The sequence below is a fragment of the Sphingomonas sp. AP4-R1 genome (genome assembly GCF_013113735.1).
GTDB lineage: Bacteria > Pseudomonadota > Alphaproteobacteria > Sphingomonadales > Sphingomonadaceae > Sphingomonas_I.
The window spans coordinates 2,657,156-2,671,751 of record NZ_CP053346.1; the positions used below are offsets into that span (position 1 = coordinate 2,657,156).

Below are 14,596 nucleotides of genomic sequence, written 5' to 3' on the forward strand. Positions count from 1 at the left end.
AGACCCCACCATGTCCGACCATGACGCCCGCGCCCTCCTTGTCGAGGCGCTCGCTTTCTTCAACGACCATCCCCGCTTCAGCCTCCGACGCGACCGGCGTCGGACGAGCTACGAACTCGCCGCGCGGATCGACGCCTTCCTTGCGCCCGACACGGCGGTTCCGCCGATCGTGGCTGCCGCCCGCGAACGCTGGGCTAACACGCATATCCTCCGGATCGACCCCGACGAGCAGACTGTCCAACATGATGGCGACGGCTACTGGGTGCGGGCATGGGTGCACGTGGATGCGGCCGGTCTTGCCGGTGTCGGCGCTGCGCCCATCGACCGATACGGCCGTGCGGTTGCTGCACTGCCGGAAATCACCCGTCAGGTTCTTCTGGCGGATTTCCTCGGCCGCGAGGATTTCACTGCGATCGCGGTCCGTTTCGGCATCACCACGCAGGAAGTCGAGCAGCATATCGCCGACGCCCTAGCCGCCATCGCACAGGCACTCGACCGGGCCTGATCGGACGCTCGGGCTGCCCGTTCGCGCACTCGGCACATCCCCAAGGAGACAATCCATGACCCATATGACAAGGGACGATTTCGCGCGCCTGCTGGCGCGGGCACGCACGGTCATCGCCGACGCTGCACCGCACACCCATATTCTCTGCGACGAATTGGCGCAGGCTGAGCGACTCGTGCAAGATCACGTTGTTCCCTGGCCGGCCGATATCCACGTGGCGTTCATCGACCATCGTCATGGCGGCGATCTCTACGCCGCCTTCGCCCGCGACGCGCTCATGGCCGAGGTCGCCTCATTCTGCCGCGAATGGTGGCCGGAAATCCGCGACGGGCGCGATCCCTCGACGCTCTCCGACGAAGACGCAAGTTCGATCTATTTCGACGCGCACGAAGAGGAATATCTCTGGACGGAGCGCATCTCAATCGAGGCACCCGCAATCGACTCATCCCATGCACTGCGTGTCGGCCGCCATCTCGTGATCAGCACCAGCCATATCCGTCCCGCCACCGCCGACCTTCTCGACCAATGGGCGCCCATGATCCCCGAATCCCGCCCCCTCGGTGTCGCTGAGGCCGGCTATGGTTGGTTCGTCCTCGCCGATCCACTGGACGGACCAGAACGCGAGATGGTCCCGAACGAACTTCTCGCCGCCATCGAATTCGCGCGCGCACAGGGCTGCCGCTGGCTTTTTCTCGACCGGGACGCGGATTGCGTCGACGGTCTCGAAACGTTCGAGTGGTGAGGGACGCCGCCATGACCCACCGCTCCTCCCGGGCCGAGGTTCGCAATCCGGTCCTCGGTCTTCCCGCCGCGCGCATCATCCTGGCTATGCCTGCCGATATCCGCGCTCTGCTCGCGGTGCTGCTGCTCGACCTGGCTGCCGATTCGCGCCGCCGCGCCCGGTCGAGCTGGGACAGCCGGAAGGCGTTTGTCGCTGCTTACTGGGCCACGGTCGCCGTCTATGCCGGACATGTTGCCCGCATACTGGGCGGGGCAGGGCGGCGAGCCGCTTCGCGCAAGCCCTTTCGCGTCATCCAGCGCAGCTTTCCAGAGCTTGCCGCTGCGGACTGGGCAGAAGCCTCCAACCTCTATTGCGAGCGCCGGGACCGATCGGGTCTGGGCGCCAGCATGTTCCCCGAGGCTATGCTCCTGATTGCCGAAACGCCCGTGGGGCGGATCAGCTATAACGGCCGGATCTGGCTGCCCGCCGGATGGGAGCCCGACGCAGAGCCTCTCTACGACAACAGAGTGCCTGCCGACCGCTGACCGGCGCGCGGTCGCGCCGATCCACCGCACCTGAGGAGACCCCGCATGGGCGCAGCTCTTGCGCGCGGCTTGCTTGCCGCGCATGCCGATCCTTTGCCCGCTATAGACGACACGGTGTTGGCGGCTGTCAGGCGCGGTGCCTGGTTCGCCTTCAACCTTTCGGGCGGCAAGGATTCGACCGCCTCCGCTCATGCCGCGATCTCGCTGCTCGACGCCCTGGGCCATCCGCGCGATCGCCGCATCGCGATCCACGCAGACCTCGGCCGCGCGGAGTGGCGCTCGACCCCGAATATGGTTGCAGCGATCGCCGACAGGTTGGGGATTCCCCTGCTCGTTGTCAGCCGATCGGCAGGCGACATGGTCGCACGCTGGGAGCAGCGCTTTCTTTCCGGCAAGCGCCGTTACGAGGCGCTCGAGACCTATAACCTCATCGGCCCATGGTCATCGGCGTCGCTGCGTTTCTGCACGTCGGAACTGAAGGTCCAGGTGATCGGCCCCGAACTGGCACGCCGCTACCGGGGGGAGACCGTCGTCTCGGTCATCGGACTGCGCCGCGACGAGAGCCCAAGCCGGCGCTCGACCCCGATTTCCCGAAGCGACGAGCGCTTCGCCAAGCCCGGCAATGCCGCCGGCACGCGCATGCTCAGTTGGCATCCGGCGGTCGATTGGAGTGCTGGCGATGTCTTTGGGATCCATGAGCGCCACGGACTGCCGTTGCACGAAGCCTATGTGCGCTATCGCACGACCCGCCTGTCCTGCGCTTTCTGCGTGCTTGCATCGGCGCACGATCTGGCCGCCTCCACCGAGGCTCCCGGAAACGTCGATCTCTTCCGCCATCTGGTGGCGATCGAGGCCAACTCGACCTTTTCCTTCCAGCCGCAGCGATGGCTTGCCGATGTTGCGCCGCGAATGTTGTCGGCCGCACTTATTCGCGACGTCGCCCGCGCCAAAATGCTGGGCCACGAGCGCCGGACGCTCGAAGCGGCAATGCCCCCGGAATTGCGGTTCGTGAAGGGCTGGCCACCGCGAATGCCGAGCCTGGCCGAGGCTTCGCTAATCGCCAAGGCCCGCGCGCCGATCCTCGTCCATCACGGCCTCGTCGACAATTTTCCGGGTGCCGCCGCGGTCCGGGCTCGGTTCGCAGTCCTCCTCGCCATGAAGGCCGAACGGTCACGCTAGCGAGCCGGAGGGGAGGAGTCCTGTTGAAGCTGCGTCGGGCGGAGTTCGCTTGGGCGATTCCTCTTGCTGCTGACCGCGCAGCCCCGTCCCTCCATCATCAAAGGAACAGCCAATGGACGTCATCGTCGCTCGGTCCCGCATCCCGGGCACCGCCTCGACCTATCACTATCGCGCCCTCGTGCCGCTGGCCGAGGTGGCGGCGACGCGACGCGCGCGCTGCGTCGTCATCCAGGCTCGGATCGGCAATGGACGGGTACCCTCGACCCGCATCGCCGACGTCGTAGCACCCGCCGCCTGGTATGACCGTGACCTGGCTACCCCCTTTGGCCTCGCGGCGCGGCTCAATCTGGTCGCAAGGCGGATCGAGGCGATCATCATCCGCACCGTCTTCCCCGAGATGACCGCCCGGCTGACCCCGCTGACGCTCGCCCTGGAGTTCGATCCTGGGGAGGCCGGCTACCGCGTCGCCGTCTCCGACCTGAACGCAGCGTTCGACCGGATCGCGCCCGACATCGACACTTTGATGGCAGCCGATCTCGGCCTCTACCAGGGCTGCGACCTGCGCGCCGCCTGACATCGAAAGGCCCGCCGTGACACATCATTCTGAAGCCAGCCTCGAGACCGCCGCCTGCCTCTGGGAGGCGATCCTGACCTTGCGCGCCAGGCCGATCACCGATCCTGACGCGATCGGCCTCGCTCTCGCAATCGACAAGACGTTCGATGCGCTCGGCACCGCGGCACTGCGGTTGACCGTGATTGGCTGGACCGAGATCGTCGAGGCGGCCTGGCGCAAGGTCGCCAACGACTATCCGCTCTGCTTTGACTGGGATTTCGTGTCTGTCTGGATCATCGACCATATCGACTGGTCCGACCCATCATGTCCGACCGTGATCCAACGGTAGCGGATATACCGCATGAGGGCTGGCCTTTATGCGGGACAGGTGCGGCAACATCGAGCCCGTTGGATCTCGCCGAGAGAATCGGCGGGCAATCCTATGCCGCAGCATGACCAGGCGGCCTCGCTGCGCACACGTTGCTCTAGACTTCGCAACATGGTCATCCTATATGACCAGTCAATAGATCTGACTATCTGGGTGTCTTATGCGAGCTGAAACCTATGGCGCTGCCGACTTCAAGGCCAATTGCCTAGCGATTCTGGACCGTCTCGCGCGTCGCGATCTCGATCGGGTGACCATTACCAAGCGCGGGCACGCTGTTGCCGTGCTGACGCCGCCGCCCAGCGCGGCTGAAGCCGTCGAGACGCTGCACGGTTTCATGCGCGGCTCCGTCGGTATCTCCGAAGGGTTCGATTTGCTGGCGCCTATACTCGATGAACCATTGACCGCGAGCGACGGCAAGCTGCATCAGTGACGAAGAAGAAAAAGCCCGAGCCTCTACCAAGGGCAGTGCTGCTGGACACCTGCGCGGTCATCTGGCTGGCCAATGGCGACCCCATTGGCCCTGATGCGCTGGCGGCAATCTCACATGCCGCGCTCGCGGACGGTATTTTCGTGTCCCCCGCGTCAGCCTGGGAAGTAGGGTTACTCAGCCGCATCCGAGGCGACAAGCGGCCTGCCGTTTCATTTCTTCCTGACCCGAATAGCTGGTTCGCCCGTTTCATGGGCGGTCCGGGAATCAAGGAAGCACCACTTCTTCCCGAAATTGCCATTGCGTCGTCGCATCTGCCTGATCCGTTGCATGGCGATCCCGCCGACAGGTTTGTTATCGCGACGGCACGCTATCACCAAATCCCAATCGTTACGCGAGACGGAAAGATCATCGACTATGCCGCCGAGGGGCATGTAGGCGTAATAGCGTGCTGAAATGATGGTAGCGCGCAAGGGCGCAAACAACTCTCACCGGAATGCATGGAGACCGCAAGCGACGGCCGCCTGAAGGTCACGAAACCCGGCCCCTTGTTCCGCGGGAGACCCCATGGTGGCAATGATGCGCGCTCGGTCGGCGTAACCGGCAACCTTTCCTCATTTTTCGATTCTTCTGCCGGGACATGACCATTTTCGAGCCCGCGTTTGCGGTGCTTATGGCACATCCTGCGCGGTCGCACCTATGCAACTGAAAGCGTTCGCTGCCTCTAGATCACGGCTCTGCGGCTGACGGTGGTTGGCGGGACCGACCTTGCAGGAAGAGCCGATCCACCACGCCCGACCACGCTCCAAAGGGGAGGGGGATGAGGTCTCGTGCGGCGGGGAATTGGTCTCCGCCGGACAGGAGCCGCATCCCATGTCCTTTCCCGCCACCATCCGGCCTGAGGTCGGTCAGTCGCTCATCACCAAGGTCTCGCGCCTGTTCAACGGCACGCTCGGCGATGTGCTTCAGGAGCTTTTCCAGAACGCCCGCCGCGCCGGTGCCCGCGCGATCCATGTCGCGGTTTATAACCTTCCCACCGGCAGTGCGCTGTCCATCTATGATGACGGCTGCGGCATCGACGATCCCGCCAACCTCCTGACCCTTGGCACATCGGGCTGGCAGCAGGATGTCCGTTCGCGCGAGGATCCGGCCGGCATGGGCGTGTTCAGCCTCGCCGGTCGGGATGTGCTTGTCCGCTCCTGGTCCCGACCGGCAGGGCGTGGCTGGGCGGTCCATATTCCGGCTGATGGATGGGAAGGGGCTGTCCCGCTCGCGATCGAGCCATGCGGGATCGTGCGCGGCACCGAAATCCAGATCATGTTGCCGGCCGCCTGGGAGCAGCAGCTTGCGTCGGCGCTTCGACTCGCGGCCCGATATTTCCCGCTTCCCGTTCATTTCGAGGGCGCGCAGCTTCCGTGCGAGGACTTTCTCGCCGGTGCGGGACAGATCAAGTTATGGGAAGGCTGTCGCATCGGCATCTTCCACGACAGCACGACCGAGGCCGTCCACACGCCCCGCATCAATTTCCATGGCGTGACGGTCGCCGCACGGCTTCCCACGCTGAGCGAAATCGAGAGACCCCATAACTGGCGGGTGCGGATCGATATCGTCGACGCGCCGGCGCTTCAGCTCGTGCTCCCCGCGCGCAAGGAAATGGTCGAGAACGAGGCGCTGTCCCGGCTCGGGGAAGCGGCCGAAATCGCGCTTTACCGCGCCATCGCCTGCGAGAAATCCCATCGGCTCTCCTACAAGGCCTGGGCGCGCGCACGCGACCTTGGTGTCGTTCTTCCCGAAGCCGAACCCTGGCTCAATGCCTGGACGCCCAACATTGCCGACACGTCCAACCGTTATCAGGGCGAGGCCGTTCGCTCGGGCCCTATGATCATCATGTCCAACCACGAACCCGACATCGAGCAGGCACTGTCGCGCGCTCTTGCGAAGGAAACGCCGCTCGGTGGGCGCCTGGTTCACGAGAACCGCGATTTCGAGGGCTATCGCTGGTACGACGGATTGCCGCGTCTTCTGTCCTGCAGCTTCGTCCTGCGGCGCGATGGCACCCTCTATCGCTATGCCGATGACGTCGCTCTGCCCGACGATTTTGAGCCCGGGCCGGTCGAGGACCTCTTCGCCGAGATCCTTCTACGGCCCGGTGGTCCGTCACCCTCCGAACCCACCCTATACCGCGTGCCCGCGGACATGCTGGTCTGCAACAATGGCTGCTGGACGCTCGACGAGGCGACCATCCTGTTCGACGGCCAGGCCAACGTGCAGCCCGACGCGCTTGCCGATCTGATATATGCCAGCCTGTTCTGCTACTCCGACGACTGCGAGCGCGACAGCTGGGATACGCAATCGCTTTCGTTCGAGCATGAAGCCCGCAATCTCGCCAACCTGCTGCTGCTGGGCGAGGACGAGGCGCTGCTCGCCCGATTGCGTGAGGCGGTCTTCGAGCATGTCCAGTGGCTCATTCCGAGCGGCCGCAGCCTGACCATCTCCGCCGACAAGAACAGGCTCTCGCTCTCGCTCGATCAAGCGGCCTGAGCTCCCGCCGCCTGCAAATCACCCAATCCCTCGTGAGGGAGCGTTCCCATGCGCCATGCCACACTCTTTGCCTGCTCGACCGCCCATCTGCCTGTGGCCGAGCGTCGTCATATCGATCACCTCATCACCACCGCACCGCGCGGGGCGGACGGGCGTGTCGAGGTCGGCCATCCCGATCTGGTGATCGAACCCTATGCCTATGGATTCTTCGTCCACACCTGCGTCGTCGCGTGCGGTGGTGAGGCGCCCGACATCAGCCCGGAGTTCTGGGCGATCCTGCGCGCCGCATTCGACAGGGATGCCTCCTGGGTCCTGTTCGACCGCGACGAACCCGCCTGGTCGCAACTGCCCACCTTCGCCGACGCCAATCAACCCGAGGATACCAGTCATGACCAGCACCTGCTCGATGCAACGCTGCTCGCCCAAGCGCGCGGCGCTGGCATCCTTTGACCATGCCTACGCCGTTGCCCTGCGGATGCGGCACGAGACCGGCCATCCCCAGTTCGTGCTACGCACCGGCGATCCCCTCCAGCCCTTTCGCGTCTCCAGCACCGGGCCGCACCGCCGTCAGGCGCTGATGACGCTCGTCGCCTGATCCGGCGCCAGCTTGTGCCGGAGACGGCTCTCACAATGAGGATCACTGCCATGACCGATGGCATATTGCGGCCGCCCGCCGGCGAGGCGCCCGACGCCCCTCCACCTGTCATCGAATTTCTCAGCCTCACCGAGGATGAGTTCGTGGACAGGTTCCGACCGGTGCCCAATCATCTGCTCGCGACCGCCGGTTTCGACTTTGGCCATGGCGGGTGCCTTTTCGAAGCCTCTGGCCCGGACCTCGCCTTCATTAGATCGTAACCCATCGCAAATGTCTGGACGGCGATCGACGGCGATGAATGCCTCGAGATCACCGACGGCCTGCATACCGTCAATCGACTTGGCTATCTCCTGACCGAGCAGCCATGTCCCCCAGACGCGATGGTCAGCGTCCCGCTCGACATCTGAGCGGCCGCACGCCGCCACACTCGAGGCCTGGGAGACGAGGCGATCGTCGCATTCCGTGGACCCGCCGTCCGCAGGCAGCCACCACCAATGACGCCGACGGTCCTTCGGGGCGCCCGGCCTCCTTCCTGGAGATCAGCCATGTACGACCCGAAGCGACCGCCGCTCGCGGCGGCGAACCACGACGCCTGCCTAGCTGCCCTGTCCGGCGTTCCTGTGATCGCCGCCTGGGGCATGGGCGTCGACAGCACCGCGATGATCATCGAATGGGTCAAACAAGGCCTGCCGCTGTCCGCAGTCCTCACAGCCGACACCGGCGTCGAGCGCGAGGAGACCTATGCCTTTCTGCCGATCTTCCAGCGCTGGATGGACCGGCATCATATCGAGCATCATGTCGTGCGCTATGTGCCGAAGCGCTTCAAACACTGGCCGCCTTACTTCTCGCTGCTCGAGAACTGCCTCACCAACGCGACACTGCCGTCGATCAGTTTCGGCCGCCATAGCTGCTCGTTAGGTCTGCTTGGACCGAGTGTCATCTTAGCTCGCCTCTGAAGAAGGATCAGGCCGGACGACGCGCTAACCCAAAGAGCTGGCGGCGGCCGGCCTGATCCTTCTTCACGTCCGCACGCGCTATTGGCGAAAACCGAAAACTTCGCCGTGCTGGTTGATGCGCTAAGGGGTGAAATTAGTTGCGAGCGGTCTGACGGATTACGGGAGAAAGGCTAAGCGTTAGCTGCAGGCCCAAAAATGATCGGGAATGGGAAGGCCCGCGAGACGGCCAGCGTGTTCTCGGTGGAATCGTTGATCGGAAACGCCGCTATCCGCTCGCAATATGATCCGGATGCGTTAGCGGGAACACCGCCGGGTCGAAGGTGGCTACGTCCAAAAGATATGCACGATCCTTCGCGTCCGCCCACCCCTCCGGCCAGTTTCCCAAAAGCCAGATGCCTTGATCGAGCCATGCCAGTTCCAGGATCGACGACCACGCCGCCAGTTCCGCGTCAGTGAAGACGACATGCTCGGCATAGCCCATCAAGAAGGCCGCCCACTCGTTCGGCGTCCATAATCGACCGGGAGCGGTGGAGAGGTCGCAGTGGAACAGGAGCAGCGCGACAGCGAGGTCATAGAGCCTTGGCATCCGTGCCGCATGGTCCGGATCGACCAGCGTAGGCTTCGGGCTGAAAACGAGGTTCGACGCTTTGAAGTCGAAGCTGCAACCAGCGAGCGGCAAACCCATGACGGGTTCGGCCGTGGCGAGGCGTGCCCGCGTTGCCTCCCGGAATGCGCGCCGATCCGCACCGGCGGTTTCGATGGCGTCTTCAGCCAAAACAAGGTGCGGCTCGATCCATTCGGCATCTCGCACCATCGGCTCACTGTAAATCGCCAAGGCATTCGCCTCGGGCGGATCGGCCGCGTGCATCCGGCCGAGCAAACGCCCGGCGTCGACAATCTCGCTTTCATCGGCATGGTATCCGGTGCCCGACACAAACGGATAGACCACCCACTCCTGGCCGTCTTCAAGGCGGCGGGGATTGGGGTGGAGGTGCGCTGCCGGAGCCACCACATCGACGCCCAAGCCATGTAGCGCCGTCAGCCATTGTCCAATCGCCTCGCCGTCCGAATGGACCAGCCCCGTTCGCTTCAGAACCCAATCGCCGCGACGATCACGAACACGCAGCACGGGCGCATAGTCGTAGAGCGACACGGGCTCGCCCGGATGATCGAACGGGAAGGCGGCGACCACATCCATTGGTCCATCTCGCACCTCTATGCTTTCTCCCTCAAACAATGGTGCTTCGGTAAAGTCCCAGATTGTCAGCAACTCAGAGCGTAGCAACCCATCGTGCCACAGAGGCATCTGTCATCTGCCCTCCCGGCCAAACCACCTTTGGGCTGTACCATTGATTGCTGCCCCGCAGCCTGTGCCGGTAGACCTTAAGCGAGTAGCTTAGCCGGGCGTTACCGCTTGGAAGCGGTATCTCGACGTTGTCTATGTAAACGGTATCGGCCGAGGTCGGCTGGCCGATATGCGTGACCCCCGGCATGCGGGTGACAACATCGGCAAAATCCAGACAGGCGCTGGCACATCGCATGTCCGTGAGGAAGAACACCTTGCCTTTGAACGGCGACGTGTAACCTGACGGAAGGCCGCGCGACGTCGGTAGTTCGGCGTCGGTGAACAAGTCTTGCCCTTTGGCCCTTGCTGCATCCATCTGGTCGGCGACACGGTTGCGGCCTCTTGCATCCTCGGTCAGCCCCGCCGCCATTGAGCGAGCGGCGGATGCGCGAGTGAGCTGGGCGTTCTGGGCCGATGCCCTCCAATCGACCGTCTGATCGAAGCTATTGGTGATCGCCAAGACGGCGTTATCACTCCAGAGGGCGGATGCGATCTCGCTGGCCCACTGGCTGTTTCCGCCCGGATTACCTCGAACGTCGATGACAACTCGGGAAGCGGAATGAAGCGTGCCGGCTTGCCGCTTCACCTCCTCCACCATCGCCTGCATCTTGGCCGCCTGATCGCCCCACCAGTTGAAGGATGGCAGGGAGACGAACCACACGCCGTTGATCTGGCGCACAGCCAAGGGCGGCTCCACCCTTCCTTGCGCTTCAGGAAGTCGTTGCGCGAGGTCGGCCTTGTCGATGGGTTTCCAGTCCAGCAGAATACGACGCGGCGCACCGACGCCCGTCTCGATCCTGCAAGCCTTCATCAGCTTCGGCCGATCGCCCGCCTCGCCAACGAACAAGTAAGAAGCGGTAAGCAGGCGCTCATGCGCTATGCCAGCGTTCGTGAGGTATGGATGGACCCGCTCGTCCAGCAGGCGCGTGGACGGCACACCGTCGCACTCTGCCACTCGTGCGCCGATCGGGGCCGCCGCGATCGTGCTGACGGTGATGCGTGTAACCCCCAACGCATCCGTGGAAGTCAGGAAACCAGGCCAGACTTGGGCCACACTGCCATTGCGCCTGACTGTGAGGTGTCCGTCCTGAAACCCGTTGATGTAGAAAGTCAGCGCCCGCCAGTAATCACTTTCGGTGGTCGCGGCCTTGGCCTGTGCCAACGCCTGTAATTGGCCCCTTTCAAGCCAGTCCTTAAACCTCGGGTTCGACACATCAACCGGGCCAGGATGGTTGTCCCGGATAATATCATGAGCAGATGCAATGTCCTGCCGCGCCTTTGAAGCCCAATCCTGCCCTTTGAGCGGCGCGGTCATTGACGCTGTCGCAACAAGAAGCAAGGCGGTCAGCGCGGCACCGTTAAACAACACAACTGGCCCCCCCATTCACATGTGGCATCGATCTAAATCGGCTACGACCCTCCTTATGAGGGTGGACAGCACCGCACCAGCTTTCTCGATTAGGAACGTCTAACAGGCATGGGCTGGCTCGCCGTCACAGCGCTGCTCCATATAAGTTGTGTTTCCCAAAACTTGTACTGATTGCGTTTTCCCGAAATGCGCTGCTCGATATGCAAAAACCGGGACAGGTGAGTCCGGCTTGAATGACGGTTTTCCGAATGACACGTCTCCCGCTTGAACGTTCAGGGGTGGTCGAGCCCTGACAATCAGTCGACGGGTAGGATTCAACTACCAGGCGACACTACGCCTGCGACACTAATCTCGAAAGTCGGACCGCGTTCGCAAAGATAGTCTGTGATGGATGTGATTCGCTCGTCGAGCACCCCCGGCTTCAGTCGCGACGAGATCTGACGGATGAACCAGGCTCCCAAAGCGGCAATATCGTGATACTATACCGGTCTCAGCTTGTCGTTCAGTGAGACAGCCGGTGGTATCGATCATTCGAGCCGGCGCGGGCGAAAGCAATGTCCCCGCTGGCTTTCCAATCCTGCTTAATGCGGAGATGGCGATCATTGAGCCGGCCTTCGTCTGGCTCATGGAGCACGCCGAACTGAGCGGCCGCGCCCGGGCCACGGAAACCGTGCGGACCTACAGCGAGCATCTCCACGACTGGTTCGACTCACTCGAACAATCGGGGATCGAATGGCGCGAAGCCGACGAACGCGTCATCACCGCCTATCGCAACCGGATGTTGGAGAATCCCAGCACGCATACCGGGCGGCCCTATGCCCGGACCACGATCAATGCGCGTGTCTCGACCGTCTGCCGCTTTTATAGCTGGACCCTAGATCGAAAGCTTATCGACCACTGCCCGTTCCGGTTGACCGAGAAGATGACGCTGATGTTGGACGGCGCCTATCGCCCCGGACTACAGCGGCGCCAGGTCAACGAGCTGATCGTCTCGCGCCCGGAAAAACTGCCGCGACCGTTGCGAGCCGACGAACTGGCACGGCTGTTCGCGCATCTCAGGCCTACTGCTCGACTTGCCGCGCAATGGGCGCTTGGGGCGGGGCTGCGCCGCAAGGAGCTTTGCGCGCTCGCCGTCGACCAGATCCCGGATAGCTGGCCACTCGACCTCGACAGCGATCCACTTGTCGGCGTGCCGCTCCATATCACCAAGGGAGACCGGCCAAGGATAGTCTATCCGCCGCTTCGGCTGCTCGATCATACGCACTGGTATGTGGGCGAGGATCGCGCCCGGATCGTCCGCCGTATCCGCCGTTCCGACCGTGGCTATCGCGCGCCGCCCAATCTGCTGCTGAACGAGCATGGTCACGCCATGACGCGTAAGCTCCTGACGACACAGCTTGCGGAAGCGTTTGGGGCCGCGGGACTTCAGGGCACACTGCACTGGCTGCGGCACACCTTCGCGATGGCAATGCTGGTTCGCCTTCAGATCCAGGCCCGCACCAATCCCGATCTCAACCCGCTCAAGGTCGTGCAGGTGCTGCTCGGCCACGCCTCGATCACGACGACGGCAATCTATCTGCGCTGTGTCGAACTGCACGAACGCGACCTGAGCGAAAGCCTCGCCTATCTTTATGGCGAGCTGATCCCCGCCGATGGCTAGGGGCCGCCTCGATCGGACGCTGAGACTTGATCAGGCACCGGCGAACCATCCGGCGGAGGTCGCCGAAATCCAGTTCCGCGACGAATGGAGCAAGATCGTCCAGCGCTTCGACCCGGCCCTGTTCGGAATGCCGGACGATATCAGCGCCGCCATCGCTCGGGCCTTCCGCGATCATGATGTAGCATCCAGCGCCGCGACCCGCACCGCGCGCTGGTTCGCGCTGCGCGTGTTCGGGAGGTTCCTGCGCGAAGACGCGCGTGTCTGGCGCGCGGCAGACCTCGACACGGCAACGATCCGCCGGTTCATCGCCTGGCTGGCGATGCCCACCAACGGGCGCAGGCGTGGCGTCCGCTCACAATCCGGTCAGCTTGGTATGATCCGGCCGGTCCTCAAGCGCGCGATCGCGGACAATCCAGGCTTGTTCGCACCGGGCTTCGCCGTTCCCAACAATCCGATCCCGCTCGCCGGCGTCCAGCGGTTACCGCAAGACCGGCTGACACCCGCCGCAATGCGCGCCCTGCTGGCAGTCTGCTATTCCGAGATCGACACGGCTTGGGCCAAGTTCCAGCACGGGCAAACCATCGTCAATCTTCCGAATGCGCCGCTCCATAGTGGGCGGACCGCCGAACGAGATCGCTGGATCTGGAAGCTCCATCGCCGCGGCCACGGCATCATGCCGCCCTCCCGCGGCTCGGATTTTAGTAAGCCCGATCGACAACGGATCGCCGACATAGGTGGGTTCCGCGAGCTCGAGGGCTATCTCCACCTCACGACCGACACGCTGGTTGCGTTTTATATCGTGCTACTGATCCAGACGGCGGCCAATGCCGGTCCGCTCCGCCAGATCAAGCGGGACTGCCTCGTGCCCCATCCGCTCGATCGGCATCGCGTCATGGTCGAGTGGGTGAAGCCTCGTGCTGGCGGCAAGGTGAAGCGCATGCAACGGCGCTCGTTCGATAACCGTCGACCCTACGCGGCGCCTCGTCTGATCGAAAAGCTCCTGGCGATGACTTCGCCTCTGCTACCGCATGTGGAGCCGTCCAAACGCGACCGGCTGTTCCTGCACCGCTTCCTCATGACGACAGGACGCCTCGAGCGCGAGTATCTCGCCGGTCATATCGTGCAGGCCACGTTGCGATCGGCAATGTTGCGCTTCTACGTGCAGCACAATCGCGCGATAGCCTCCTGGAACGATGCGAATCCCAGCAAGTCCCGTTCTCTGCTTCCAGACTTCTCGCCAAAGCTGTTCCGCAGCAGCATGGCAAGCGCCCATTACACAGCGTCGCAGGGCGATATCATGGCGGCCAAGGCGGTCCTCAATCATGCGAATGTCGCCACCACCGACATCTATGTCGATGGCGAGGCCGTCCGCCGCCTCGAACGCGATACGATCGCCCGGCTCCAGTCGCTGATGATCACATGGGTCACTGGCGAGACGTCCTCCCATGACTCGCAACATCAAGGGCCGGATACCAGCGTGCGGGTAACGGCGCTGTTCGGGCACAACTGCCTTCGCCCGATCGACAACGGATACGCCCGCCCTGGCGGCGTGTGCCCAAAACTGGGAGGCTGCCTTGCCTGTCCGGGCCTGATCGTCCCAATCGAGCCGAATCATCTGGCGCGCATCGTCCAAGCCACCAGGCATCTTGAAGCGGCGCGGCAACGGATCGACCCGATCCGGTTCGGCCTCTTCTACGCACCTAGTCTTCAAGTGCTGACACAAGACCTGCTGCCGGCGTTCCCGCCCGAAATGATGCCGGACGCGGAACGGCTCATGCCCGCTCTGCCGCCGCTGCCGGACCTAGAATAGCC

16 protein-coding genes are annotated in these 14,596 nt (G+C 63.5%); 14 read left to right on the forward strand and 2 right to left on the reverse strand.

Annotation, left to right across the window (positions count from 1 at the left end):
* Positions 1-10: 10 nt before the first annotated feature.
* The 12 genes from HL653_RS12370 (at position 11) to HL653_RS12430 (ending at position 8,410) form a co-directional block, all read left to right on the forward strand.
* On the forward strand, positions 11-505 hold the full coding sequence (locus tag HL653_RS12370; RefSeq protein WP_171744775.1) for a sigma factor-like helix-turn-helix DNA-binding protein: 495 nt from the start codon (positions 11-13) through the stop codon (positions 503-505).
* A gap of 55 nt (positions 506-560) precedes the next feature.
* Positions 561-1,247 carry a hypothetical protein gene (locus HL653_RS12375; RefSeq protein ID WP_171744776.1) on the forward strand — a complete coding sequence of 229 codons (687 nt, stop codon included), beginning with the start codon at positions 561-563 and terminating at the stop codon, positions 1,245-1,247.
* A gap of 11 nt (positions 1,248-1,258) precedes the next feature.
* A complete protein-coding gene (locus HL653_RS12380) occupies positions 1,259-1,771 on the forward strand; it encodes a hypothetical protein (RefSeq protein ID WP_253716789.1) in 513 nt (170 codons plus the stop codon).
* 69 nt (positions 1,772-1,840) lie between these two features.
* Positions 1,841-2,950 (forward strand): phosphoadenosine phosphosulfate reductase family protein, encoded by a 1,110-nt coding sequence (locus HL653_RS12385; RefSeq protein ID WP_367613557.1) that lies wholly within the window; start codon positions 1,841-1,843, stop codon positions 2,948-2,950.
* A 112-nt stretch (positions 2,951-3,062) separates the two neighbouring features.
* A complete protein-coding gene (locus tag HL653_RS12390; protein WP_171744778.1) occupies positions 3,063-3,524 on the forward strand; it encodes a hypothetical protein in 462 nt (153 codons plus the stop codon).
* Between the two features lie 16 nt (positions 3,525-3,540).
* Positions 3,541-3,852, forward strand: a complete 312-nt coding sequence (locus HL653_RS12395) for a hypothetical protein (RefSeq protein WP_171744779.1) — start codon at positions 3,541-3,543, stop codon at positions 3,850-3,852.
* 199 nt (positions 3,853-4,051) lie between these two features.
* Complete coding sequence (locus HL653_RS12400; RefSeq protein WP_171744780.1) at positions 4,052-4,321, forward strand: type II toxin-antitoxin system Phd/YefM family antitoxin; 270 nt, start codon at positions 4,052-4,054, stop codon at positions 4,319-4,321.
* Positions 4,318-4,773 carry a type II toxin-antitoxin system VapC family toxin gene (locus HL653_RS12405; RefSeq protein ID WP_171744781.1) on the forward strand — a complete coding sequence of 152 codons (456 nt, stop codon included), beginning with the start codon at positions 4,318-4,320 and terminating at the stop codon, positions 4,771-4,773. Before HL653_RS12400 ends, HL653_RS12405 begins: the two co-directional genes overlap by 4 nt.
* Before the next feature lie 418 nt (positions 4,774-5,191).
* On the forward strand, positions 5,192-6,859 hold the full coding sequence (locus HL653_RS12410; protein WP_171744782.1) for an ATP-binding protein: 1,668 nt from the start codon (positions 5,192-5,194) through the stop codon (positions 6,857-6,859).
* A 48-nt stretch (positions 6,860-6,907) separates the two neighbouring features.
* Entirely contained in the window at positions 6,908-7,309 is a 402-nt protein-coding gene (locus HL653_RS12415) for a hypothetical protein (protein WP_171744783.1), read from the forward strand.
* A gap of 195 nt (positions 7,310-7,504) precedes the next feature.
* Positions 7,505-7,714, forward strand: coding sequence for a hypothetical protein (locus HL653_RS12425; protein WP_171744784.1), 210 nt, complete (start codon positions 7,505-7,507; stop codon positions 7,712-7,714).
* A 285-nt stretch (positions 7,715-7,999) separates the two neighbouring features.
* The gene (locus HL653_RS12430; RefSeq protein WP_253716791.1) at positions 8,000-8,410 is read left to right on the forward strand and encodes a hypothetical protein; all 411 of its coding nucleotides are present in this window, start codon (positions 8,000-8,002) and stop codon (positions 8,408-8,410) included.
* A 265-nt stretch (positions 8,411-8,675) separates the two neighbouring features.
* Here HL653_RS12430 and HL653_RS12435 read toward each other — a convergent pair whose 3' ends face one another.
* Together HL653_RS12435 and HL653_RS12440 are read right to left on the reverse strand one after the other, a co-directional pair.
* Positions 8,676-9,608, reverse strand: a complete 933-nt coding sequence (locus HL653_RS12435; RefSeq protein ID WP_171744785.1) for a phosphotransferase enzyme family protein — start codon at positions 9,606-9,608, stop codon at positions 8,676-8,678.
* A 73-nt stretch (positions 9,609-9,681) separates the two neighbouring features.
* A complete protein-coding gene (locus HL653_RS12440) occupies positions 9,682-11,121 on the reverse strand; it encodes a S41 family peptidase (protein WP_171744786.1) in 1,440 nt (479 codons plus the stop codon).
* A 520-nt stretch (positions 11,122-11,641) separates the two neighbouring features.
* Between HL653_RS12440 and HL653_RS12445 the strand changes: the two genes are divergently transcribed.
* Together HL653_RS12445 and HL653_RS12450 are read left to right on the forward strand one after the other, a co-directional pair.
* On the forward strand, positions 11,642-12,784 hold the full coding sequence (locus HL653_RS12445) for a tyrosine-type recombinase/integrase (protein ID WP_171744787.1): 1,143 nt from the start codon (positions 11,642-11,644) through the stop codon (positions 12,782-12,784).
* Complete coding sequence (locus HL653_RS12450) at positions 12,777-14,594, forward strand: site-specific integrase (RefSeq protein ID WP_171744788.1); 1,818 nt, start codon at positions 12,777-12,779, stop codon at positions 14,592-14,594. The genes HL653_RS12445 and HL653_RS12450 overlap by 8 nt, the downstream gene beginning before the upstream one ends.
* Positions 14,595-14,596: the final 2 nt, after the last annotated feature.